19 protein-coding genes and 2 pseudogenes are annotated in these 21,429 nt (G+C 69.0%); 5 read left to right on the top strand and 16 right to left on the bottom strand.

Annotated features, from left to right (window positions below):
- On the bottom strand, positions 1-1,285 hold a 1,285-nt coding region (locus ACZ79I_RS39560; protein ID WP_471505693.1), incomplete at its 3' end, for an IS256 family transposase.
- Positions 1,286-1,344: 59 nt separating this feature from the next.
- Between ACZ79I_RS39560 and ACZ79I_RS39555 the strand changes: the two are divergent.
- From ACZ79I_RS39555 to ACZ79I_RS39545, 3 genes and pseudogenes are all read left to right on the top strand, one after another.
- A pseudogene (locus tag ACZ79I_RS39555) lies at positions 1,345-1,782 on the top strand (3'-5' exonuclease); the annotation flags it as partial.
- 99 nt (positions 1,783-1,881) lie between these two features.
- A complete protein-coding gene (locus ACZ79I_RS39550; RefSeq protein WP_471502720.1) occupies positions 1,882-2,304 on the top strand; it encodes an IS5 family transposase in 423 nt (140 codons plus the stop codon).
- Positions 2,283-2,669 carry a transposase gene (locus ACZ79I_RS39545; protein ID WP_471505377.1) on the top strand — a complete coding sequence of 129 codons (387 nt, stop codon included), beginning with the start codon at positions 2,283-2,285 and terminating at the stop codon, positions 2,667-2,669. The genes ACZ79I_RS39550 and ACZ79I_RS39545 overlap by 22 nt, the downstream gene beginning before the upstream one ends.
- On the opposite strand, the gene ACZ79I_RS39540 is transcribed toward ACZ79I_RS39545, so the two are convergent.
- Entirely contained in the window at positions 2,638-2,886 is a 249-nt protein-coding gene (locus tag ACZ79I_RS39540) for a transposase (protein ID WP_471505685.1), read from the bottom strand. The genes ACZ79I_RS39545 and ACZ79I_RS39540 overlap by 32 nt on opposite strands.
- Before the next feature lie 317 nt (positions 2,887-3,203).
- On the bottom strand, positions 3,204-3,380 hold the full coding sequence (locus ACZ79I_RS39535; RefSeq protein ID WP_471505683.1) for a winged helix-turn-helix domain-containing protein: 177 nt from the start codon (positions 3,378-3,380) through the stop codon (positions 3,204-3,206).
- Between the two features lie 261 nt (positions 3,381-3,641).
- Between ACZ79I_RS39535 and ACZ79I_RS39530 the strand changes: the two are divergent.
- Positions 3,642-3,802: pseudogene (locus ACZ79I_RS39530) on the top strand (IS256 family transposase); the annotation flags it as partial.
- 58 nt (positions 3,803-3,860) lie between these two features.
- On the opposite strand, the gene ACZ79I_RS39525 reads toward ACZ79I_RS39530, so the two are convergent.
- Complete coding sequence (locus tag ACZ79I_RS39525) at positions 3,861-5,375, bottom strand: ISL3 family transposase (RefSeq protein WP_471498703.1); 1,515 nt, start codon at positions 5,373-5,375, stop codon at positions 3,861-3,863.
- A gap of 116 nt (positions 5,376-5,491) precedes the next feature.
- Between ACZ79I_RS39525 and ACZ79I_RS39520 the strand changes: the two genes are divergently transcribed.
- Positions 5,492-6,673, top strand: a complete 1,182-nt coding sequence (locus ACZ79I_RS39520; RefSeq protein ID WP_471505691.1) for an IS256 family transposase — start codon at positions 5,492-5,494, stop codon at positions 6,671-6,673.
- 325 nt (positions 6,674-6,998) lie between these two features.
- On the opposite strand, the gene ACZ79I_RS39515 is transcribed toward ACZ79I_RS39520, so the two are convergent.
- The 12 genes from ACZ79I_RS39515 to ACZ79I_RS39460 form a co-directional block, all read right to left on the bottom strand.
- Positions 6,999-7,409, bottom strand: coding sequence for a hypothetical protein (locus ACZ79I_RS39515; RefSeq protein WP_471505681.1), 411 nt, complete (start codon positions 7,407-7,409; stop codon positions 6,999-7,001).
- Positions 7,406-8,092, bottom strand: coding sequence for a hypothetical protein (locus tag ACZ79I_RS39510; protein WP_471505679.1), 687 nt, complete (start codon positions 8,090-8,092; stop codon positions 7,406-7,408). The genes ACZ79I_RS39515 and ACZ79I_RS39510 overlap by 4 nt, the downstream gene beginning before the upstream one ends.
- Positions 8,093-8,166: 74 nt before the next feature.
- Positions 8,167-10,197: a hypothetical protein gene (locus ACZ79I_RS39505; protein ID WP_471505677.1), complete on the bottom strand. Its 2,031-nt coding sequence runs from the start codon at positions 10,195-10,197 to the stop codon at positions 8,167-8,169.
- Complete coding sequence (locus ACZ79I_RS39500; protein ID WP_471505675.1) at positions 10,194-11,066, bottom strand: hypothetical protein; 873 nt, start codon at positions 11,064-11,066, stop codon at positions 10,194-10,196. The genes ACZ79I_RS39505 and ACZ79I_RS39500 overlap by 4 nt, the downstream gene beginning before the upstream one ends.
- Positions 11,067-11,131: 65 nt before the next feature.
- The gene (locus ACZ79I_RS39495; RefSeq protein WP_471505673.1) at positions 11,132-11,785 is read right to left on the bottom strand and encodes a Crp/Fnr family transcriptional regulator; all 654 of its coding nucleotides are present in this window, start codon (positions 11,783-11,785) and stop codon (positions 11,132-11,134) included.
- A 39-nt stretch (positions 11,786-11,824) separates the two neighbouring features.
- Positions 11,825-12,268, bottom strand: coding sequence for a Pycsar system effector family protein (locus tag ACZ79I_RS39490; protein ID WP_471505671.1), 444 nt, complete (start codon positions 12,266-12,268; stop codon positions 11,825-11,827).
- A gap of 67 nt (positions 12,269-12,335) precedes the next feature.
- Complete coding sequence (locus ACZ79I_RS39485) at positions 12,336-12,734, bottom strand: hypothetical protein (protein WP_471505669.1); 399 nt, start codon at positions 12,732-12,734, stop codon at positions 12,336-12,338.
- Between the two features lie 104 nt (positions 12,735-12,838).
- Complete coding sequence (locus tag ACZ79I_RS39480) at positions 12,839-13,882, bottom strand: hypothetical protein (RefSeq protein WP_471505667.1); 1,044 nt, start codon at positions 13,880-13,882, stop codon at positions 12,839-12,841.
- 127 nt (positions 13,883-14,009) lie between these two features.
- A complete protein-coding gene (locus ACZ79I_RS39475) occupies positions 14,010-14,783 on the bottom strand; it encodes an AAA family ATPase (protein ID WP_471505665.1) in 774 nt (257 codons plus the stop codon).
- A complete protein-coding gene (locus ACZ79I_RS39470) occupies positions 14,780-16,300 on the bottom strand; it encodes a transposase (protein WP_471505689.1) in 1,521 nt (506 codons plus the stop codon). Before ACZ79I_RS39470 ends, ACZ79I_RS39475 begins: the two co-directional genes overlap by 4 nt.
- A 526-nt stretch (positions 16,301-16,826) precedes the next feature.
- A complete protein-coding gene (locus ACZ79I_RS39465; protein ID WP_471505663.1) occupies positions 16,827-20,039 on the bottom strand; it encodes an AAA family ATPase in 3,213 nt (1,070 codons plus the stop codon).
- On the bottom strand, positions 20,036-21,280 hold the full coding sequence (locus ACZ79I_RS39460) for a metallophosphoesterase family protein (protein ID WP_471505661.1): 1,245 nt from the start codon (positions 21,278-21,280) through the stop codon (positions 20,036-20,038). Before ACZ79I_RS39460 ends, ACZ79I_RS39465 begins: the two co-directional genes overlap by 4 nt.
- Positions 21,281-21,429 lie beyond the last annotated feature (149 nt).

Genomic DNA, 21,429 nt, shown 5'->3' with positions numbered 1-21,429 from the left:
AGCGGCGGCCGACGGAGAGTCGGCCGTCGAAGGCGATGTCGAAGGCCTGCAGGGCGGGCTTCCAGCGCATGGTCCAGCGTTTGCGTCCCTGGCCGGTGGGGTCCAGGCTCATGACGGCCATGTAGACGCATTTGAGGGCTGCGGCCTCGTTCGGGAAGTGGCCGCGGGCCCGGACGGCTTTTCGTATGCGAGCGTTGACCGACTCGATCGCATTGGTGGTGCAGACGACACGGCGGATCTCGGTGTCGAACTGGAGGAACGGTACGAACTCGGCCCAGGCGTTCTCCCAAAGCCGCACGATCGCCGGATATTTGGCGCCCCGCTCCTCCTGAAACTCCAGGAACCGGTCTTCCGCCGCACTCGCGGTCGGAGCGGTGTAGACCGGCTTGAGCGCGCGGGAGATCTTGTCCCAGTCCTGGCGGCCCGCGTAGCGGAACGAGGTCCGGATCAGGTGAACAACGCAGGTCTGGGTCACCGCCTGGGGCCAGACCGCCGAGATCGAGTCGGGCAGGCCCTTGAGCCCGTCGCAGACGACCATGCACACGTCCTCGACGCCGCGGTTCTTGATCTCGGTCAGGACCTGGAGCCAGTACTTGGCGCCTTCGCCGCCATCGCCGGCCCACAGACCGAGAATGTCGCGCGTGCCGTCCACCGTTACCGCGAGTGCGACGTAGATCGGCCGGTTCGCCACCTGCCCGTCTCGCACCTTCACGTGCACGCAGTCGATGAAGATCACCGGATAGACCGGGTCCAGCGGCCGGTTCTGCCACTCGGCCATCCCGTCCATGACCTTGTCGGTGATGGTCGAGATGGTCTGCTTGGACACGCTCGCGCCATAGACCTCGGCCAGGTGGGCGGAGATGTCACCGTGCGTCAGACCACGCGCGGACAGCGACAGGACCATCTCGTCGACACCGGTCAGCCGCCGCTGCCGCTTCTTGACGATCTGCGGCTCGAAGCTGCCGTCGCGATCACGCGGCACCGTGATCTCCACCGGACCGACGTCGGTCAGCACGGTCTTGGACCGGGCCCCATTACGGCTGTTGCCGCTACCGGCACCGGCCGGGTCGTGCTTCTCATAGCCGAGGTGGTCGGTGATCTCGCCTTCGAGAGCGGACTCCAACACGCGCTTGGTCAGCTGCTGCAACAGCCCGCCCTCGCCGGTCAGCTGCAGGCCGCTCGCGCGGGCCCGGTCGACCAACTGCCCGATCAACTGCTCGTCTAGCACGTCCGCCTGCAACTCGGCCGGCCAGACCTCTTCAACCGCCTCGGCAGAGACAGTCACGTCGCTCATCAGGTGCTACTTCCATGATCGGGAGTTACACCGAAGACCGTACAGACCCCGACCTGAAGGATGGCCGACGCACCCATCACCCCGAACTCATCCTCTTTCCTTCATGGGGCGACCTGCAGGACTACGCCGCTCACGACCCGGCCGGCCGCGACCTGCAGCCCCTGGTCAACCTGGTCGACACCCACGGCACTGAGGCCATCCTCGCCGCCGTCGCTCACCTCGCCCCCGAGCTACACGCCCAGGTCACCGTCTCCACCGCCCACAAGGCCAAGGGGCGCGAATGGCCCCGTGTACTTATCGCAGACGACTTCGCCCGCCCCGAAAACGACGCTCCTGACCAGCGCACCGACACCGCGATGCCGCCCGACCCTATCGACGACGTCGAGGCCCGCCTGGCCTATGTAGCCGTCACCCGCACCCGCCAACGCCTTGACCTGGGCGGTCTTTCCTGGATTCACGGTGATCCCGACGGCACCCTGCCCGTCTAAGCGGCTTAGAGGTCCTAACAGAAGTTTTTGATCAAGTGACCGTCGGCTTGTCTGCTCGTTGGTCGGGTCGTGGGGAAGCGTCAGTCTCGGCCGTGGATCGTGTCGGACGAACTGTGGTCGCTGATCGAGCCGTTGCTGCCCGAGCCGGGTCCGAAGCTGGTGGCGGGTCGGCCGCGAGTTCCGGACCGGCAGGCCTTGTGCGGGATCCTGTTCGTGCTGCATACCGGCATCCAGTGGGAGTACCTGCCGCAGGAGCTGGGGTTCGGTTCGGGCATGACCTGCTGGCGGCGCCTGGCCGCCTGGAACGAGGCCGGCGTGTGGGAGAAGCTGCACCTGGTACTGCTGAAGAAGCTGCGGTCGGCGAAGCAACTGGACTGGTCGCGGGCGGTGATCGACTCCTCCCACGTGCGGGCGGCCCGGCGGGGCCCAAAAGCGGTCCCAGCCCGGTCGACCGAGCGCGGCCGGGCAGCAAGCACCACGTCCTTGTCGACGGGCAGGGCATCCCGCTCGCGGTATCGCTGACCGGCGGCAACCGCAACGACGTCACCCAGCTGATCCCGCTGCTGGACAAGGTCCCACCCGTGGCCGGCACGGTCGGGCGGCCACGGCGCCGACCGGCCATGCTCTTCGCCGACCGCGGCTACGACCACGACAAGTACCGGCGACTGCTGCGGCAGCGAGGCATCCGACCAGCGATCGCCGAACGCGGCCAGCCCCACGGCTCCGGCCTGGGCATCTTCCGCTGGGTCGTCGAGCGAACGATCTCCTGGCTCCACGGCTTCCGCCGCCTGCGCATCCGCTGGGAACGGCGAGACGACATCCACGAAGCCTTCCTCGGCCTCGCCACCTGCCTCATCACCCACCGACACGTCCAACGCCTTTGTTAGGACCTCTTAGGCGAAGTTCCTTGCTGATGCTCGGAGTCGGTCTCGCTGCTGGGGCACGCTGTGGGCAGTTCTCGTTCTTCGCCTGCCGCCAGACCAGCTCGATGCCGTTCAGTTCCGGGCTGTATGTCGGCAGATAGAACAGCTCCACCCCGATCTTCGCCTGACGACAGCGGCGCTTGAACGCCTTGGCCACATGCGCCGAGGCGTTGTCCAGCACGATCGTGCACCGGCCTGCGCCGTTCCCACACCGGCATCACATCGGTGCCGAGGCCGTCGACGGCCAGGTCCAGCACGGCCGCGCCACCACCCAGGCCCGCCAGCCGCGCGCAGACGAACTCAAGCAGCGTCCGCGCGTCGATCTTCCCGCAGGTGTGCTGCCAGAGGAGGCCGACTCAATGCCGAAGATCTTGGCGCCGAGCATGTTGACCCGCCGGTTTCTGGTGTCCTCACGCGGCACCACGGCTTGTCGGCCGATGCGCGGCCAGGTGCAGCCGGTGGGCATCGTCGGCGCGAAGCCGGACTCGTCTAGAAAGATCAGGCAGCGTTCTCCGGCGTGTGCGGCCTGCCGCCAGGCCGCAAGCCCTCCAGCTGGGCCCGGGCGGCTTGCTGGAGGCCGGGGTCGGCCTTGTGCCGCGTCCTGTCACGGGTGCGCTTCCAGCGGAAACCCTCGCGGTGCAGCAACTCGCTCATCAAGTCTGCCGAGATCTCCACCCCGCGCTCGACCTGGCCAGTGGCATAGGGCCGGGGCGCTCACGTGATCCCGCCTCGGCGGAGACATCGAGCAACTCGGCCAGAGCGGGGACCGGTCGTCCGGATCGCGTCCCGTGAAGTGGTGTAGTCGGGCAGGGTTCCGGAACGCGCGGGTGTCTGCCCGGGGGCGTGCATCCGTTGGCGGTGCATGCTCCCTGAACAAGGGCAGGCCATCGCGCAAGTCTCTCTGGTGAACGGGCAGTTCGACCGGAGGAGCACGCGATGGCCTTGTCCCAGTCTGAGCTGATGCGGCTGCTGGAGTCACTACGTCGGGCCGAGGGAGTTGAACAATTAGGGTGGTGTGCGAGCGCATCCTGCAGGAGCTGATCGAGGCCGAGGCCACCGAGGTGATCGGTGCCGCGTGTCGGCGTACAAGTGAACGTGGCCCTGGCAAGATTTCCGTGAAGTTGGGGTGTGCCCCCGTGCGCTGGTGACGCTCCGTCACGGGTGATGGCGTCGGAGCAAGGCCATGAGGATGACACGGTGGCGGAGCAACCGGACCCCCGCGCGGCCGGCCATGATCCGTTTCTGGAGCTTCAGGTCGGTAATGCGGCCTTCGTTGACGCCGGAGTTGAACGGGGTGGTGATGCCCTGCACTACTGCGGGCTGGTCTTCGCGGATGGCCTTGGCCAGGCTGGCCAAGGCTGGGAGGCGGGAAGTTGCGAGTTGCTCGAGCCAGTCCGGTAGCGGTGAGGCGTCGCGGGCTTCGAGCATGGCGGCGAACCGACGCACCAGGTCGTGGGTTCGGTCCAGCTCCGGGCAGTGTTCGAGCAGCCGTCTGAGTGCCTCGGCTGCGTGCAGGCTGCGCCGCGATGGCGCGGTGGTGATCCAACGGGCGACTTCGCGGGGCGAGGGCGGCCGCTCGCGTGGGGTGTCGATCGGCAGGCCGCGGCGGAGCGGCGCAATGGCCATCTTGACCCGCTGGTAGTGGCCGCGGTAGCCCTTGGCGACGATCTCCTGGTGCAGCACGGTCGCGGTGTGCTCGCCCTCCTCCCACCGCTGCCGCAAGTACTCCAGGTAGGGATCGAGGCTGGTGGGCCGGCGGGGCCGGGTGCGGCGTACGCACTCCTGCCAGGTGGCGGCTCGCGCGTATTTGCGCACGGTGCGCCGGTTCAGGCCCAGCTGATTGGCTGCGGCGTTGAGCGAGCGGCCGGTGTCGATCACCGCGTGCACCGCCTCGAAGAGGTTCTTCGCGTGGCGGCGGGCGGGGGTGTCGGCCTGGTCGGACGGTGCCGCTGGGCTCGGTGGCAGGGCCGGTTCGGGTTCGGGCACCGCGGCGGGCAGGCAGCCGCGGTGGGCGGCTGCAATATCCCCGACACGCTTCGACAGGCCCTGCCACAGATGGAAGCGGTCACTGACCTGCACCGCTTCCGGGGCGCCGTCGGTGATGCCCTGCCGATAGATGAGCGAGCCGTCCCGGCACACCACCTCAACGCCGGGGTGTGCCCGCAACCAGGCGGCCAGCTGCTCGGCGTCGCGCCCGGCCCACAGCTCGATCGGCAGCCGGGTGTCGGCATCCACCAGCAGGGTGCCGTAGACATCTGCGTACAGCGCGAAGTCGTCCACGCCCAGCACCCGCGGGGCGGCTGCTGGCGGAAGCGGCATGCGCATCAGGTGAAACAGCACGCTGGTCCGCGACAGGGGCACCTTCAGGATGCGCAGGAGCCGGGCTCCGCCTCGGCCGGCGAGCACCACCCCGGCCGTCTCCACCAGATGCTGCAGCAGAGGACTGCGGCGCTGATAGCGAACCGTGAGCCCATCAACTTGCTCGGCGAACGTCCGCCGTCGGCAGCGCGGGCTGTCACAGAACAACCGCCGTACCGACAGTCCGATCAGCACCGGTCGACCGCCGACGGCGACATCGGCCAGCGTACGCGTATAGCGGCTGTGCACCCGCACCGAACCGCGACCGCAGTCCGGACAGGACACCTGCAACTCATGGGTACGGGCAGCCACATGCACTGTGCCGGCCTCTGCCCACACCCGTTCCACCCGCACCGCATCAAGGTGCGGAGACACAATCCGTACGAGGTCGTCACACTCGCTGACAATGCCGCGTGCTGTGACGGAGCATCACCAGCGCACGGGGGCACACCCCAACTTCACGGAAATCTTGCCAGGGCCACTCAGACGAGTACGCGGACACCGCGCCGCGCGAGCACTCCGAGACGCGCACGACCTGGCGCAACGGACACCGGGAGAGGCTGCTGACCACGCAGGCCGGCGACCTGGACCTGAAGATTCCGAAGGTGCGCAGCGGGTCGTTCTTCCCGTCGCTGCTGGAACGCCGGCGGCGGATCGACCGGGCGTTGTTCGCCGTGGTGATGGAGGCATATGTGCACGGTGTCTCGACCCGCTCGGTCGATGACCTGGTCAAAGCCCTGGGGGCGGACAGCGGGATCTCCAAGTCCGAGGTCTCCCGCATCTGCGGCGAGCTGGACGCCGAGCTGACCGCGTTCAAGGAGCGGCCGCTGGACCACACCGTCTTCCCGTACGTCTTCCTGGACGCGACCTACTGCAAGGCGCGGGTGAATCACCGGATCGCATCGCAGGCCGTGGTGATCGCGACCGGGATCTCCGCCACCGGGCACCGCGAGATCCTCGGGCTGATGGTCGGCGACAGTGAGTCGAAGCCGTTCTGGACGAAGTTCCTGCGGTCGCTGCGGGCCCGTGGCCTGGAGAACGTCCAGCTGGTGATCTCCGACAGCCACAGCGGGCTGGTGGCCGCGATCCGCACAGTCTTCCTCGGCGCGGCCTGGCAAAGGTGCCGGGTTCACTTCGTCCGGGACGTGTTTTCGGTGATCGAGCGGGGCTCCGGGGAGATGGTCGCCGCCACCATCCGCACCATCTTCGCGCAGACCACCGGCGAGCAGGTGCGCACCCAGCTGAACGTGGTCGCCGACATGCTCGGACGGCAGTTCCCGCAGGTCAAGACGATGCTGCTGGATGCGGCGGTGGACATCACCGCATTCGCCGACTTCCCGCCGGCGCACTGGAAGAAGATATGGTCGACCAACCCGCTGGAGCGGCTGAACCGGGAGATCAAACGGCGGGCCGATGTTGTCCAGGTCTTCCCCAATCCCACCGCCCTGGACCGGCTGGCCGCCGCGGTGCTGGCCGAACTCCACGACGAGTGGCAGGTCTTCGACCGCCGCTACCTCTCCGAAGCCTCCATGGCCGAGCTCTTCACCACCAAGCCGACCGAACCCGAACCGCAGATCACCCCACAACCGGAACCGAAACAGCTGCCCTGACTACACCACCCCGTGGGACATGACCGTCGTCCGGCCCCAGGAGCTTTGCTGCACGACCTGGGCGAGGGCAGGGGTATCGGGCAGCGCCTCGATCCCGCCGTCCGCGAAGCGGTGGAAAGCGGCGCGGACCGTGACCGGACGACACTCAAGCAGGTCGGCGACCTCGGAAACAGACCTGCCGCGGTCCAGGAAACCAGATCGCGGCGAGCCAGCAACGCGTGCAGCTCACGTCACTGCCCGTCGGCCAGCTCGACACGCAGGCTCCTCGGCATGACGTCTTTCCCAAGGGACGCCTACCCGACGCAACCAACTTCACGGGATCTGCTTAGGGCTGTTCGCGGGTTTGTGACGGGGGAGGTGGTGTCGCATGGTGCTGGTCGGCAGGGATCGGTGGGCGGCCCCAGTCCAGGACGTGGATGCCTGTGCTGTGTATGAGGCCGGCGTCGAGTTGGAGGAGCTGGATGGGGGAGTGCCCGTGTCTGCGCAGCCACCTGAGGCGGCGTTGCTGTTCGGCTTGGCTCAGTGTGTGCCAGTGGTCGTAGTGGATGCCGGGGGCAGCGCCGGGGTTCTCGCGGGCCCAGGCGCGCACGAGGGTGGTTTCGTCTGGTGCGCTGTGCAGGGTGATCAGGACCCAGGCGGTGTCGTACGCCAGCGTCGGCCCGTGTCGGGCCATGAGCCGGCGGGTGCGCAGCTGGCGCACAGGGGCCAGGAGCCAGCGTGCGGTGTGGAGGTTCATGCCGGTGTGCTCCCGGGATCGTGAGGGCGGTGCTGGAGGGCGGCGGCGGTGGTCAGATGGTGGTGGCCGAGGACCGTGAGGGTCTGGACGAGGGCCTGGACGAAGACCTCGCGCTGCTGCGGGGTCTGCAGGGTGGTGACGAGGTCGTCGGTGAAGCGCCGGACGTCACCACGCAGGTCGTCGTCCTGCGCCTCCTGCGGCGCAGGCAGCCCCTGCAGCGCCTGGGCAAGGTCTCCGAGGTCGTTGAAGCGGTCGGGGAACTGGGCCATCCACCACACGCGGCGTAGGTCCGGGTCGGCGAGCACCCGCTGCAGCTGGGCCAGGCGGTGCAGCTCCTCGCCGTGTTCGAGGTCTGCTGCCTGCTGCCGGCGGGCATGTTCCTCGGCCAGGGCGCGGTCCGCTGCCGCGACGCTCAGCTCGGCCATGCCGCTGACCTCCAGCCCGGGCATGGGGCAACCGCGTTGTGTCATGGATGAGTTGATGGCGTCGTGGGCCGCTGCAAGATCCAGAACGGAGTGTCGGCACAGGATTCCCGCGGCCTGCCGACGCAGGTGCTCACGCGCCGGCAGCGCCAGGTCGCCCTGACCCGTGTCACCGGGATGCGTCCACTGCCAGCTCCCGGTGATGCGGACGGTGAAGCGCACACTGCTGATGCGGCTGGCCATCCGCTCGTCGCTCAGCACGAGCGGATGAGCCGTACCCCCGCTTGCCGCATCTGCTGCGAGCTGGGCCGGTCTGCCACGCCGGCGCAGCAGACTCACGCCGTCACGGCGGCGCCGTCACCGCCGGACCGCGCTATGGCGCTGGGGCTGGCAGGGGAGGCCACCTCGGAGATCAGCTGGGCGAACAGCTGTGCGCGCCGGGCCCGTCCCAGGTCGGAGCTGTCGGGCGAGCCCACTAGCAGGCCGGAGGGGCCTTCCTGGCCCAGATAGCCGCGCAGCACCTGCGCCGCCAGGGGCAGGACCTGGTCGTCCTGGAGCTTGGGCGAGTCCAGCCAGGCCGCCAGATGCCGGTACGCCGCCTGCGCTGCCGTGGGCTCCTGCAGGGCCGCGCGCCAGCCGCGGACGAACAGCTGACCGGCCAGCACATCGGGAGCGTCGACGGCCTCGCCGGTGCTCTCCTGGTTCGCGGGCAGCGGCAAGAGGATGTCGCTGGTGATGTCGGTCAGGGCCAGGAACGTGCCCGCTCCGGCCTTACGAATGGTGCTGTCGCTGGATTCGGCCCATTCCACGATCTCCGACAGCACCAGGACGCGTTGCTCGGGAGTGCTCACCAGGGTGCGCACCGCGTCGGCGACGGCGTCTCGGGCCTGGTCGTCATCGCGGGATGCCAGCAGCCGCAGCCGGGTCAGGGCGACCCGGGGATACCGCTGGCCCAGCTCGCCCGCGCAGACCGCAGCGACCGCGGCGATCAGCTTTTCGCTGGTTGTCTTCTGTTGGGCCCAGTCGTACAACTGCTTACGTACGGCGACGCCGGCGACCGGATGGAGCGCCATGACCTCCAGGATGTGGATGGCAAGCTGACGGTGCGCCGCACGATCGGTCTCGATCCACCGCCTGGCCACGGACAGCACGGTCGAGCCGCCGGGCAGCAACGCCAGCGGCACCAGACAGTCGGCGATGCGCTGCAGATGACGAACGGCGACCTTATTGGGGGCGCTGATCTGGGAGGCCCACTCCAGCAGCACGGGCCGCAGCTGAGGCCGCTGCCGCCACACATACTTCAGCGCAGCCCCGGACAGCCCACGTTGCTTCTCCTCCAGGGAGATGCCCTCGTCATCCGTGTACGAGGCGTCGATCGCGTCCAGCCGCTTGTCCAGGTCACGGCCGGACAGCGCACCGCCACGCGGCAGCTCACCACCGACTAGCGTGAACAGCTGGTCCGCGGCCCTCAGTACGACGGCGGCCGGAGCTCCGTCCAGCAGGGCGGCCGCGATCAGCAGCGCGCGCTCCTGCAGGTCTCCCGGCGCCGAGTGCCGCTCGAACCAGGTTTCCAGATGCTTCTGCCAGTCAGTGAACTGCTTTCCGACTGCGGACTGGTCGTCGTCCTTGGCCTCGGCGATGAGCCGGGCCAGCCGGGCGCCGTCGGATGCCGGCGCCTCGGGGGCGAGCAGGTCGTTGAGCGGATCGTGCGTCAGCCAGTCCACCCGGCCGGCAGCGAGGTGGCGCAGATGGGCCTCGGCGACCTTTACGGCCGAGGGGCGCGCGAGGTGCACGGTCGGCACGGTCGCGAGGGCCTTGGGATTCCAGCCGTTCGGATCGGCCAGGATGACCAGAACGGCGTCGGCGGCCTGGGCCTGCTTCTGGTAGTCGGCAAGTCCGGTGTAGAAGTCCTCCGACAGATCGCGGTAGTCCGTCAGGTCCAGGATGCAGGCGCTCCCCTCGGCGTGCGGGATCTGCTCGGTGCGCGGCTGGTCCCAGTCCAGGACCAGCCAGCCGATTTGCTTCCTGGGCACCCCCGCTCTGCGTAGCGCATGCAGCGCGGCCGTGCGCCGTCCCGTGCCGGCCTCCCCGCACAGCACCAGGGCGTGGCTCTTGCCGTAGGGGCGGCTGAGCATACTGACGGCCTGCGCCACTTGGCCGGATCCCTGCGGCCCGGGGGGATCAACGAACGCGTGTTCCGCGAGGTCCAGTTCGCCGTCATCGACACTGGCACTGCGCAGGTACTGCCAGCCCCGGACGTACTGGTGGTGGTGCTCTTCGTAGTCGCCGGCGACCTGCGTCACCTGTGCCTGGCCGGACGCTTCGATCTGCTGCTGCACCGCGGCGGTGCCCTCGGCATCGGTCATGACTGCTCCTGGCTGGGGATGTAGTCGCGGCCGACCTGGATCAGCCGGGCCTTGCCGCTGGCCTTGCCCTTCTGGCGTACGGCGCCACTGCTCTCGTTCGCGGTGATGGCCTTTGTGCTGCGCTGAGTGGCCTGGCTGGGGCGGCCGTCGGGTACGGCGCCGCTGTCCTGTGCGAGGTAGGGGGCAAGTACCGAGGGGACCAGCCCGGGGACGAAGAGCCAGCAGATCTGCTCAAAGCCCGGCTTGTCCTCGACACGCGCGGTTGCCCGGTGGAAGTGCTGCTCCTTGAGAGCCGGCGTGCGGCCCGCGGCGACCGTGCGGCCAAAGACGGTGTCCGACACCACGGCAGCCAGCAGCACTCCGTGGTCCACCGCGGCGGTCATGGCCCGGCGTGCCGCGTCGCTGTCGACCAGCCGGCAGGCGTCGTTGACCGCATCCCCCCGGTGCTCCGGCGGCGCCAGGGGACCGACGTGCACGCTGGCCCGCAGTCGGATCGTCGGCGCGCTGGCCAGCCGGGTCAGCTCGCGCCGCTCGAGTGCCTGACCAAGGTGGACGAGGAGAGGGTCGATCAACCGTGCCGCGTGCCGTGCCGGCAGCACGAAGATGGCACCGTCTCCACGGTCCTTGACGGCACCGAGCAGCGTCACGTCGCCGATCCCGCACTGAGCGAACACCGTCGACAGCATGCTGTCCAGATCGGCCCGCGCAGGCGCCATCTTCGCCTCGGGGAGCTTGCTGTAGTCCTTCATGTCGACGGTCAACAGAGCATGCTCCGGAGGCACATCGGTGACGTCGGACGGGACGAGAGAGGGCATGGGCAGCAGCCTTTCCATCGTGTCGGGGAAATCCGAGTGGGTGTGCTGCCTCATGCTGGACGCGCCCGGGCGACGGCGGTGCCCAGTGCTGGGCACCGCGCCAATGCCGTCGGTCACGTCTACGCGTGAGCGTGTGACTGGATCGATGTGATGTCGCGGATGATGAGTCCGCCAGCCGCCTCCGTGGCGAGCCATCCCTGCTCGCGCCACGGTTTCAAGGCCGTTCCCACGGCGTTGCGGGACGCGCCGATCAGCTGTGACAGCTCCAGCTGCGTCAGCCGCACGAGGCATTCGGCGCCGCCCGCCGACGCGGCCCGGAGCAGCCGTTCGAGCGCCGAGGCCAGGCGCACGGGCACGGCCGAAGTGGCCATCTCGAGACGTACGGTCTCCGCTTCGCGCACCCGCGCGATGGCGTGACGCAGCAACGCGGCCTGCAGATCGTGGCGGTCAACGAAGGCCAGAAAGTCAGGGGCAGGGATGATGTGCACCCGGCAGTCCTCCGCGGCGATGACCGACGCGGTGCGCGGCTGGTTGTCCAACACCGCCAGCTCGCCCAGCAGTTCACCTGCGCCGCGTACCGCCAGCAGCGTCCGTTCGCCATGCGATCCGGTGAGCGTGATCAAGGTTGATCCGGAGACCAGCAGGATGACGTGGGTGCCCGGATCCCCCTGCCGTAACAGCACGCTCCTGGCCGGGCGCACACGGACCGGAGCCAGCTGACACAACTGCGACCAAAGATCATCACCGATGACCGAGACATGCGGCTGATACATACACCCCCCGAGTGTGGTACCCGTCACGCCACGATGTTCTCAAGCAGTGATGTATCCGCTCAACAATCCAATTCCGGCCATGCCTATGGCAGTTGCCGTTAAATCGACCGCCCACTTCACCGCACGGAACTTCCGCTGCGCCAAGCCGGCGAACAACACCAGCCGCTCCGCCTCCGCCCGCGCAGGCTGGCCAGAGACCATCGCCGAGAACGTCGACACGAGTTCCTCGGCTCCGCTCTGTTCTGGGAGAGGACCTACGAACACCCTGAATCCACCGTGCCGTGGCAGCACAGGGCGGATCGCGGACAGGGCAACGACGAGCGCCCCACCAAGAAGAGCCGCAGCACACGCCAGCGCAGCCACCGACAGCCAACTGGACCCCGGCACAGTCGACAGCGTCGCAGCGTCCACGGCCAGCAGGCCGCCAGTCACGCCGCACAACGTCGTCGCCTTTGTGTCCGCCCGCTGCATCTCAACGAACATCTCCGCTGCCGCATCCCCAAGCCGCCGGCAACCCGTGCAGTCAGCTGGAGTGAACCCCCCGCCCATATCAGCCACGTCGTTCCTCCATCGGGGCTTCGGTTCTGCATCGCTCGGTTTTGCTCCACACCGTGCAGGAATCACGTCGGAGCCTGGGCACACTGCAGTGCATCACGCATGCCGAATCCGTCACAGTCCGGCTGCGCCCATGCGTCAGGGGCACCGAGCCGGGCTCCTCGGCGTGGGCGCCTGCCCGGCCCTGGCAGATGATCTCCACGCGGGGATGCGCGGTGAGCGATCCCGCTTCATGTCCGGACAGGACATCGGTCGGACGATGGCATTTACCGTCCGTGATCGCAGTGGCGTACGACTGTCCGTGCCAGGTGGCGAAATCATCCATACCCAGCACCCGTGAGGTGCTGGGCTGCGGATCTGGCAGCGACATGACCCGGCGCAGCAAGGTCAGCATCTGCCCCATCCCCCGTCGCCCTCCGGCCGTGGGCGGCGGTGCCTGACGCGAACGGTGGCCTTAGCTGTGCCGTGTCTGTGGCGCGCAGCGGGCGGCACCCCAGCTCAAGGGACGAGGGCGCCGGCGGGCAGGGACAGGTCGAGCCGGGGCAGACGTCCGGCGTGCGCGCGCAGATGCCGGGCTTCGGCGAGCATGACGGGGGCGAACACGCTGTCCCCGGGCGGGCGGCCCGTCAGCCGGTGGTGGGCGCGGGTGCCGGCCAGTAGCGGGCGGGCCCGGGCAGGGACGGCGTGCAGAGGGCAGTGCCGATGGCCTACCCCGTGGAGCTTGATGGCGGAGACGTCGCCGGTGATGTCCAGGTCGCGGGTGAAGCGCAGGCTGCCCAGGCCAGCCCGGGTGAAGGCCAGCACGCTCAGCGCTCCGGCGATGAGCGGGTGCGCGAGAGCGGCCAGAGCGGCGGCCTCCTCGGACGCGGTCTCGATGGCAGGGGCGGCCTGGATCAGCTGCGCCGTGGCCAACGCACCGGCACAAGGGTGAGCCCGCCGCCCGGGCTTCATCGACGCCGCCCCGGTCCCGCGCGGCTGCGGGGCGGGTGACTGCATCGCAGCCACTGCCATTGCCGCCGGTCCCGTCATCGCCGGGGGAGCGGGAGGGAAGGACGGGCGCGCGGGTATCGGTCCCGGTTCGGCGAGGAGCGCCTTGAACTGGTCCCGGCCGCTGATGCGGTGCTCCACGCGGGCCAGCGCCGGCGGCAGTCCGCGCGGCGGCTTTTGCCACAGCAGCGTCAGCTGAGCTCCCGTCATCTCACGCCAGGCGAGCAGCTGGTCGATCCGGCGGATGGTCAGTAGATGAGCGCGGGGGACCACAACGTGCCGCACTCCGGTCGCGACACCCCAGGCAGCCGCGGCGAGCCACGCCGTGTTCACCGAGTCCAGCCACACGTCGGGGGAGTTGGGCCCGGGGGCCAGCCGTTTGCCCAGCGCATACAGCATGTCGTGCGCCAGCGTGGCCGGGCTGCCGCTGGCCGGCGTCGGCTGCACGGTGATGCGGCCTTCCCCGGGGCGGTGCGCCTGCAGCGCCGCCCGGGTGTAGAACAGGTCGTCCTGTTCGTCCACCACGATCGTTACGTCGCTGTACGCCACTGCCACCACCCCCCTCCCGCTCGCACGCTGACATAACTCCCCGGACCGGCCAGGCGCCAGGCCGGTCCGTACAGCGCGCAAGGTTGTTGGCGGCGGCCCGGGCTCGCAGGGCCGCCGCGCACCGCGGCCGCCGCTACATGCCGCCCAGCTTGCTGTACACCCAGTTGACGAGATCCTGGCTGACCTCGGTCAGGCCTTTCTTCTTCATGCCGTTGAGCATGTGCTTGGTGATGGTGGCCCAGTTGCGGAAGTTGCCGTGGGCCGCGGCCCGGTCGATGTTGCGGATCATCTGCGGGGCAACCTTGGCCCACAGGGAGTGGAACGCAGGCAGCGTCGCGACGACCTCGGCCTCGGGCATGCGTGTGAACTTCTGCCAGATGAAGATCCGTGACGCCAGCATCGGTTCCCGCTTGAGGACCTTGTAGCAGCCATCGCCGCCGGCGAAGATCACCGCGATGTCGGTGTTGCGGTCGTCCCACAGGTGGCGCCAGTACTCGAACGAGCTGCGGCCCATCCACTGGGCCTCGTCGCACACCAGCACGCGGAACGTCTGCGACAGCGTTTCCTTCAGGAGGGTGTCGAATTCGATCGGCCGGGTCGGCGGTTCCCCGGGCAGGCCCAGGGCGTTAAACAGTCCGTGGCGGATGTCGCGGGGGGTCGGCCCCGAGCGCAGCTCCAGGCGGTAGGTGTTGTCGGGGGCGATTTTGCGCAGCGCCGAGTTCACCGACATCGTCTTGCCGTATCCGGCCGATCCGTAGGCGACCATCATGGCCTTGGCGTCGATCGTCGCCTGGACGTCGTCCAGGGTCGTCATGAGCGTGTCGGTGGCCACCAGATGCGCATCGAGGTGGTGGAAGTGGTCCTGGTCCTCTGCGGGTAGCCTGCCGTAGTCCATGTCGCCGCTCACGCGTTCTCCTCAGGGGTGTCCTCTTCCGGCTCGTCCGCGGCTGGGGGGATCGGGCAGGCCCAGCCATCCGGGACGGGCTGGTGCGGGATGTAGCCGGGATCGGCCCGCCGCAGGTCTGTGGCGGCCGATTCGGCAAGTTCTGCTTCGGCCTCCGCCTCGGTCAGCGCACCCAGGCGCTCGGGCGGGGTGGCGGTGGTGACGGCCTCGAAGCGTTCGCGGCGCAGCCGTGCCGCGGCCTTCATGTCCGCGCGAAGACGCCGCGCCTTGGCGGTGCGGGCGTTGCGGACCTTGTTGACCTGCTCCTCGCTGGCCGCCTCGGCCAGGACGGCGCTGCCCAGGTGTACGCCGTCCAGGCCGAAGACCTCGATGGTCGTGTCGTGGTGGGGCAGGTGGCGCACCGCGACGCGGACGCCGGCCTGGCCGACCATCCAGGGGGCGATGTAGTGGCGGTTGCGCCACTGCACGCCCTGCGTGGTGATGGTGCGGGTGCGTCCGTCGTCCTCGAGCCCGAAATGGGCTAGCTGCTCGGCGGCAACGTCGTGCAGGGGAGTGGGGTCGCAGCGCCACGCCTCCATCGGGGTGCGGCCGCCCAGCCCCCTGGGCTGGTGCTCGGCGTTCCACCAGTGCACCCACTTCAGCAGCAGTTCCACGAACGCCTCGAAGGAGAGTGCGGGCTCGTCCGGATCCGCGGTGTGTCCGCCGGTGAGCGTCTGCCGGTGCACGTAGCGCGGCATGGAGACGAACAGCATGTCCTCGACCGCACCGTTGAGCGCCTCGATGGTGCCCTTCAGATGCGGGCTGTAGGCCGGGAGATCGATGACGGGCACGGCGAAGGCGCCAAGGGCCGAGGCCACGGTGGCACACAGGAACTCTTTGCCGCGGTCCACCCGGATCAGGCCCGGCAGGCCGCCGGCCGGGCCGAAGGGCTCGACACGGTCCAGGGCCATCCGCAGAGCCGCCAGCACCGCATCTGCGCTGGGTGCGTGGGGCGTCACGGCCACCCCCGTGATGACTTTGGTGTGGCAGTCGATGAACCAGGTCACCCAGGGCTGCACGAGTTGGTCCTCGAGCAACACCCGCACGGGCACACACTTGTGGTCGCCCTCCCAGGCGGCGTTGCGGTGCGCGGGAGGGCGCTGTGCGAACACATCGAAGGCCCGCCGGGCGGCCTCCCCCTTGGCGAGCCCGGCCCGCTCCCCGGGCGTCAGGTCCCGGCGCAGCGCCCGGTGGATCGTCGACAGCGACGGGGCCGCAGGCAGCCGGGGATCGGCCAGGGCCCGCTGCTTAAGCTCGCGGTGCACGGCGGAGGCGTTGCCTCCCCACAGCACCAGAAGCCGCCGGATCTCCGGGGTGATGCTGAACCGTGTCCGGGACGCCGCGTCGACGTGGCCGGTGGCGCGCGCCGTGGCGACCCACCGCCACACCGCCCGCTCCGACCGGCCCACAGCCGTGGCGACCAGCCGCACGTGCGCGCTGGTCAACTCGCCGCTCTGGTCCAGCGACAGCAACCGCGGCAGCGCGGCCAGCCGCCCCGAGCGGGCGGTGAAAACCGGTTTGCCAGCACCCTGCGTGCTGGCAGAAGAGTCACTCATGCGGTCTGCTCCTTACATGGATACGAATCGTGGAAAGGCTCAGAAGTGCCGTGCTTGCCCGGGGGTTGGCGTGCCCGGAAGCACGGCGCGGGCGATCCCCGGCCGTTTCAGGGCCGTGACCGGGCGTCATGCCAGGGGAGGTGGGCACGGCGGAGCCGTAAGCCCGCGTCGAGTGCGAGCGTCGGCAATTTCGCTGGAAAGGGGGCGTGCTCCTCGACGGCCCGGCTGCTCGCAGGAGCACTGCTGCGGCGCCGTCGGGTGGAAGGCTGCAGTCGACGCTGAGCCGAGTGCTTGTCAGCGCTGGCCACAGGCATGCAGGGGCGACCTGATGCGCCGGGAAGGAAGTACCGGGCCCGCCGGTCACCGGAAGAGGAGCCACCGGTGCCCGATGAGGCTGCCCGGGACCGGAAGATGGGCTCCTTGGTGACTTTGGTGGCCGGCCCGGTACTGCTCAGGTATGTTCCAGCAGGCGCTGGATCCCGTCGTGGATGAGTGCGGTGCGTTCTTGCGGTGTGAGCCAGGTGGCCGTTGAACCCTGGGCGGTCTTGTCGACGAGCAGGACGTCGTCGACGGCCTCGGCCACCGGGAACAGGTGGCTGATGACGGTGACCATCTTGTCCCGGGTCATGCTGCTGCGCAGGACGGCGAGGGTGTCGTCCAGGCGGTTGTTGTCCAGCGAGCCGAAGCCTTCGTCCAGGAACAGGCTTTCCAGCTTGCTGTGGCTGCGGTTGTGGCGTTCGACGAGCGCCAGTGCCAGCGCGAGGGAGGTCTGGAAGGTTTCGCCGCCGGAGAGGGTTTGCGGGTCGCGCGCGTGATTGGTGGCGAGGTCAACGATCTGGAAGTCCTTGGTGAATGCGTAGTTGCCCGTGGAGATCTGCTGGAGGATCCTGCTGCCGTGGCTGAGCAGTGAATGGGTGCGCTGATCGGTGAGATAGGTGAGGAACCTCCCGTCGGTGAGCTGGTCGCTCACGCTCTTCCACTCCGCGGCCTGCCGGCGGGCAGCTTCGAGGGCGGTCTCCAGCGCGTCGGCGTAGGGGATTTGGGACCGTGCGGTGCGCAGGTCCGTCTTGGCCTTGTCGTGAGCGGCTTCCGCTTGGATTGTCTTGCGGCTGAGCGGGTCGAGAACGGCGGGGGCGAGCAGGTCGCTCTTCTCAGGCACCGAGAAGCCGGGGTCCTGGTCCGTCTCATCAGCGGTGGCGCCGGCTTGGCTGATCAGCTCCTTCTCGAATGCTCGGACCTCGTCGGCGGCGTGCTGCGCGGCCTGCCCGAGCGCGCCGGTCACACGCTGATGCAGCGAGGCGAGGGCCATGCAGTAGGTGTCGACGGCGGCCAGGTCGCCTGCGTCCGGAACGGGAGGCAGGTCGGGGGGCTCCTCGTCCTCGAGAAGGCATGCGGCATCGGTGGTCGTGTCCGCCCAGCGCTCCAGCTGCTTGATGAGATTGCGTGTGGGGGTCTCGACCGTGCGCCGGCGGCGCGCGTCCAGGGCCTGCAGGCTTTCGCTGTGCAGCGTGAGGGCCTGCCTGGCGTCGTCACGCTCCTGTGTCCTCTGCTCGAGCCGTTCGAGCCGCTGGCCGGCTGCCTCTTTAGCGGAAGCGATGTCCTGCAGGGAGGGCAGTTCTGACGGGGAGGACTGGGCGGGGCGGATAGAGGGCGGCAGTTCGCCGACCTCCTTCAGCAGACCCGCCAGCTCGGTCTCGTACTGCAGCTGGTTCTTGTCCAGCCGTTTGCGTTCACGCTGCAAGCGGCCGCGCTGGCGTTTGAGTTCGGTCCGGGCTGCCTCATGCTCGGCCTGCGCCGCCCCCAGCTCCGCCTGGGCGCTCGTGTGTGCCGCGAGCGTCTCACCTTCCACCTCGCGCAGCGGCTGGACAAGTGCTTTGACCACACGGGTGATCTGCGCCCGGCCTACTGGGTCACCCTCGGCAAGGGCACGCGCCTGAGCCCTCGCCTGAGCGCCCAGCGTGTCCACGGCGGTGGCGGTGGCAGGAGCCCCGGCCGGGTGCATCGCATCCACCAGCTCCTGCACCTGGAGCAGCGCCGCGTCCATGCGCTCGCGCGCGGCCAGGTGTCCGCGGCGGTGCTTGTCGACCTTCCGCTCGGCCCCCTTCAGCTGGGCGGCCGCCTCCGCCTTGGCCTCCACCGCCGCTTCGACGGCCTTCGAGCGCGTGGTGACCTTGCCTTTGGCCTGAGTAAGCGCCTTGCGGTCCAACAGCGGCGGGGGAGTGAAGTCGCTGGGGACGGGCCGGGTGCACACCGTGCAGGCGTCCCCGGGCGCCAGACCGGAACCTGCCGCGTGAGCCGCCTCCCCGCGCTGCAGCGCAGCGAGGACGTCCTGGGCTGTCTCCAGAGTGCCGCGCCGCTCCTTCAGCTCGCTCTCCAGGCCGGCGCAGTGGCCGCGCTGTTCCTCCACCGTCTCCAGCGCCGTGCGTTGTGCCCGCAGATGCCCGGCCGCGGCGTTGGCCTCCTGCAGTGCCGCCCGGACGGCCTCCTGGACCTGGTCGGTGTGCGTGCGTGCCTCGCTCACCGTGCGCTCGGCCCGGCCGGCGGCCTCGACGAGGGCCGCCTTGCGCTGCTCGTGCCCTTCCAGTTCCTGCCGTGCCTGCGTGTGCTCCTGTTCGTGCTCGCTGTGCTGAAGCTGTTCCTGCTTCAGCCGCTGTTCGACGGCGTCCAGGCCGGCTGTACGCTCGGGCAGGCGGGACAGGACGGCGGATGCGCTGGACAGGGATCGGAGCGTGTCACCGGCCTGTGCGGCCGTATCCAGGGCGCCCTGCGCCGCATCCAGCTTCGCGTTCAGCTCGCGCCCGGCTTTCTCCTGTTCTGCTGCCTCGGCATCGAGTTCCCTCTTCTTCCGGGCCAGCGCAGCCATCGTGATGCTCGCATCCGCAACAGCACGCTCACGCAGCAGCTGTGCCGCTTTTTCCAGGCCCGTCTTGCGGTGCTTGTGCTCGATGGCCCGGCTCTGGGCCGCGCGCAGCGCATCCAGTCGCTCGCGGCGGCGGGTCGCGATGCCCCGGGTGCGTTCCAGGTCCAGCGTCGCCTGGGAAGCGGCAGCATGAGGATCCGGCAGGAGACGCAGTCGGGCCCTGGTGGCCTCGGTGATCTGCGTATTGAGGCGCTCCAGTCGTGCGCCGGTCAGTTTGCGTACACGTTCGAGCTCGTTGATGCCGAAGATGTGCCGCAAGATGTCGGCACGGATGGCCCCGGGGGCCTTGAGGAGGGTGTCGAACTTCCCCTGGCGCAGCAGGACCGTGCTGACAAAGCCCTCCCAGTTCAGCCCGATGATCCGGGTCACCGCCTGCGTCACCGCACGCATGTCGTTGACCCGCATGTCGGCGGCATCTTCGGCCAGGGGCTCGAGCACGGCCTGCGGCCTCTTCTTGTTGTCCGCATGCAGGGTGCGGCGCACACTCCACTCGCGGCCGTTCGCCGAGAACTCGAACGCCACATGCATGCTGGGGCATCCCTTGCCGATCAGCTTGTAGGCGACCTTGGGGTCCTTGGACCACGAGCACGCCCCATACAGGACGAAGATGATCGATTCGAGGATGGTGGACTTGCCCACGCCGGTGTTGCCCAGGATGGCGAGCAGACGCTTGTCGGTGAAGTCGATGCTGCAGGTGCCGGCGTAGCTGCGCACTCCCGTAAGGGTGAGCCGCAAGGGCCTCACGATGCCTCCGTCCAGGGGTTTTCCAGCGCGGCGCGCAGCAGTTCCTCGGCCGGGACCGGGGTCAGTGTCTCGTCGTCGAGTTCGTTGAGCAGGTGGAGGAAGGCGGTGACAGTGGACTCCGCGGCATCTGCGTCCAGTCCCTCACGCGCCAGGTAGGCCCGGAACGCGTCGGGGAGTTCCGGCTCATCACCCAGGTCGCTGTCCAGGACGGCGCCGGCGGCTGCCTCCCGTGCCGGGGTGGGGTTGACGAGGATCGCGTTCGGGACGATCTCGGCGATCTTCTGGCTGAGGAGCCCGTCGGGCTCTTCGCCGGCGATCTCCGCTTTGAGGAAGGTCCCGTCGTACTGGGCGGCCGCGGCCTTCAACTCCTCCAAGGTCCCGGGGAAGTGGGCCAGCCGCCGGCCGCTGGAGAGCCGGCGGGGCAGCGCCCTTACCGGTCGTCCTGGGTCGGCGTCGACGATCACGACGCTCTTGGTTTCGTCGGCTTCACCGAAGTCCATGGGGAGCGGACTGCCCGCGTAGCGGGCGGTGGACTTCAGGCCCTCTACCGTCTGCGGGCGGTGGATGTGTCCGAGGGCGGCGTACGACACCACCGGAAGGTCCTCGGGAGGGGTCTCGAAGGACTCGTCCACGGCCCGTTCGCTTTTGGAGGTCCTGGCGCCGGCGACGAGCACATGGGCCGTGAACACCAGGATGTCCCGCTCGGGGTCGTATCCCTCGTGCAAGGCATCCAGGAGCTCCCTCTGCAGGCCGCGCATCGCCTCGGCGTAGTCGGCATACGACGGGCCGGAGGTGGAAGAGCGCTGCCAGAACCGGTTCGGGTGCACGAACGGCAGGACAGCCAGCCGGATTCGCTGCTCACCGCCGCACGCCTCGAAGGTCATCACGCCCCCGTCATGTGCCGGGCGGAGCTGGTCGACGAAGAACAGGCCCTGGCCGCAGGAGGGACCGCTCATGAAGTTGAGGAACTCTAAGTAGTGGGGGGAGTCGTGGTTGCCGGCCACGACCACGGTGGGGGCGATGGCGGCGAGTTCGCGCAGGGTGCGCATGGCGCGGAACAGGTCCCGGACGGCGGGACGGGAGGAGTGGAACAGATCGCCGCTGTGGACGATCAGGTCCGGCTGGCTCTCCTGGGCGATTGCCACGATCTCGGCCAAGACGGCGTCGAAGTCCTCTTCACGTGGATGCCCGTACAGGAGGTGGCCCAAATGCCAGTCGGAGGTGTGGAGCAGTCTGCTCATGCCTTCATGCGCCCTTCTGGAAGCGAGGCGTAGGAGGGCACCTGTGGCGTAGCTGACGTGTTTGCTTATTGATCTTGGTTGTGGCCTGGCATTGCTCAGCTGTACTGAGCGGTAGATCTGTTCCGTCGGCGGGGTTTACGCGGAGTCGC

Source organism: Streptomyces sp. PSU-S4-23 (assembly GCF_055632315.1).
The sequence above is the reverse complement of the archived record's forward strand: the minus strand, read 5'-3'. Positions and strand labels throughout refer to the sequence as shown.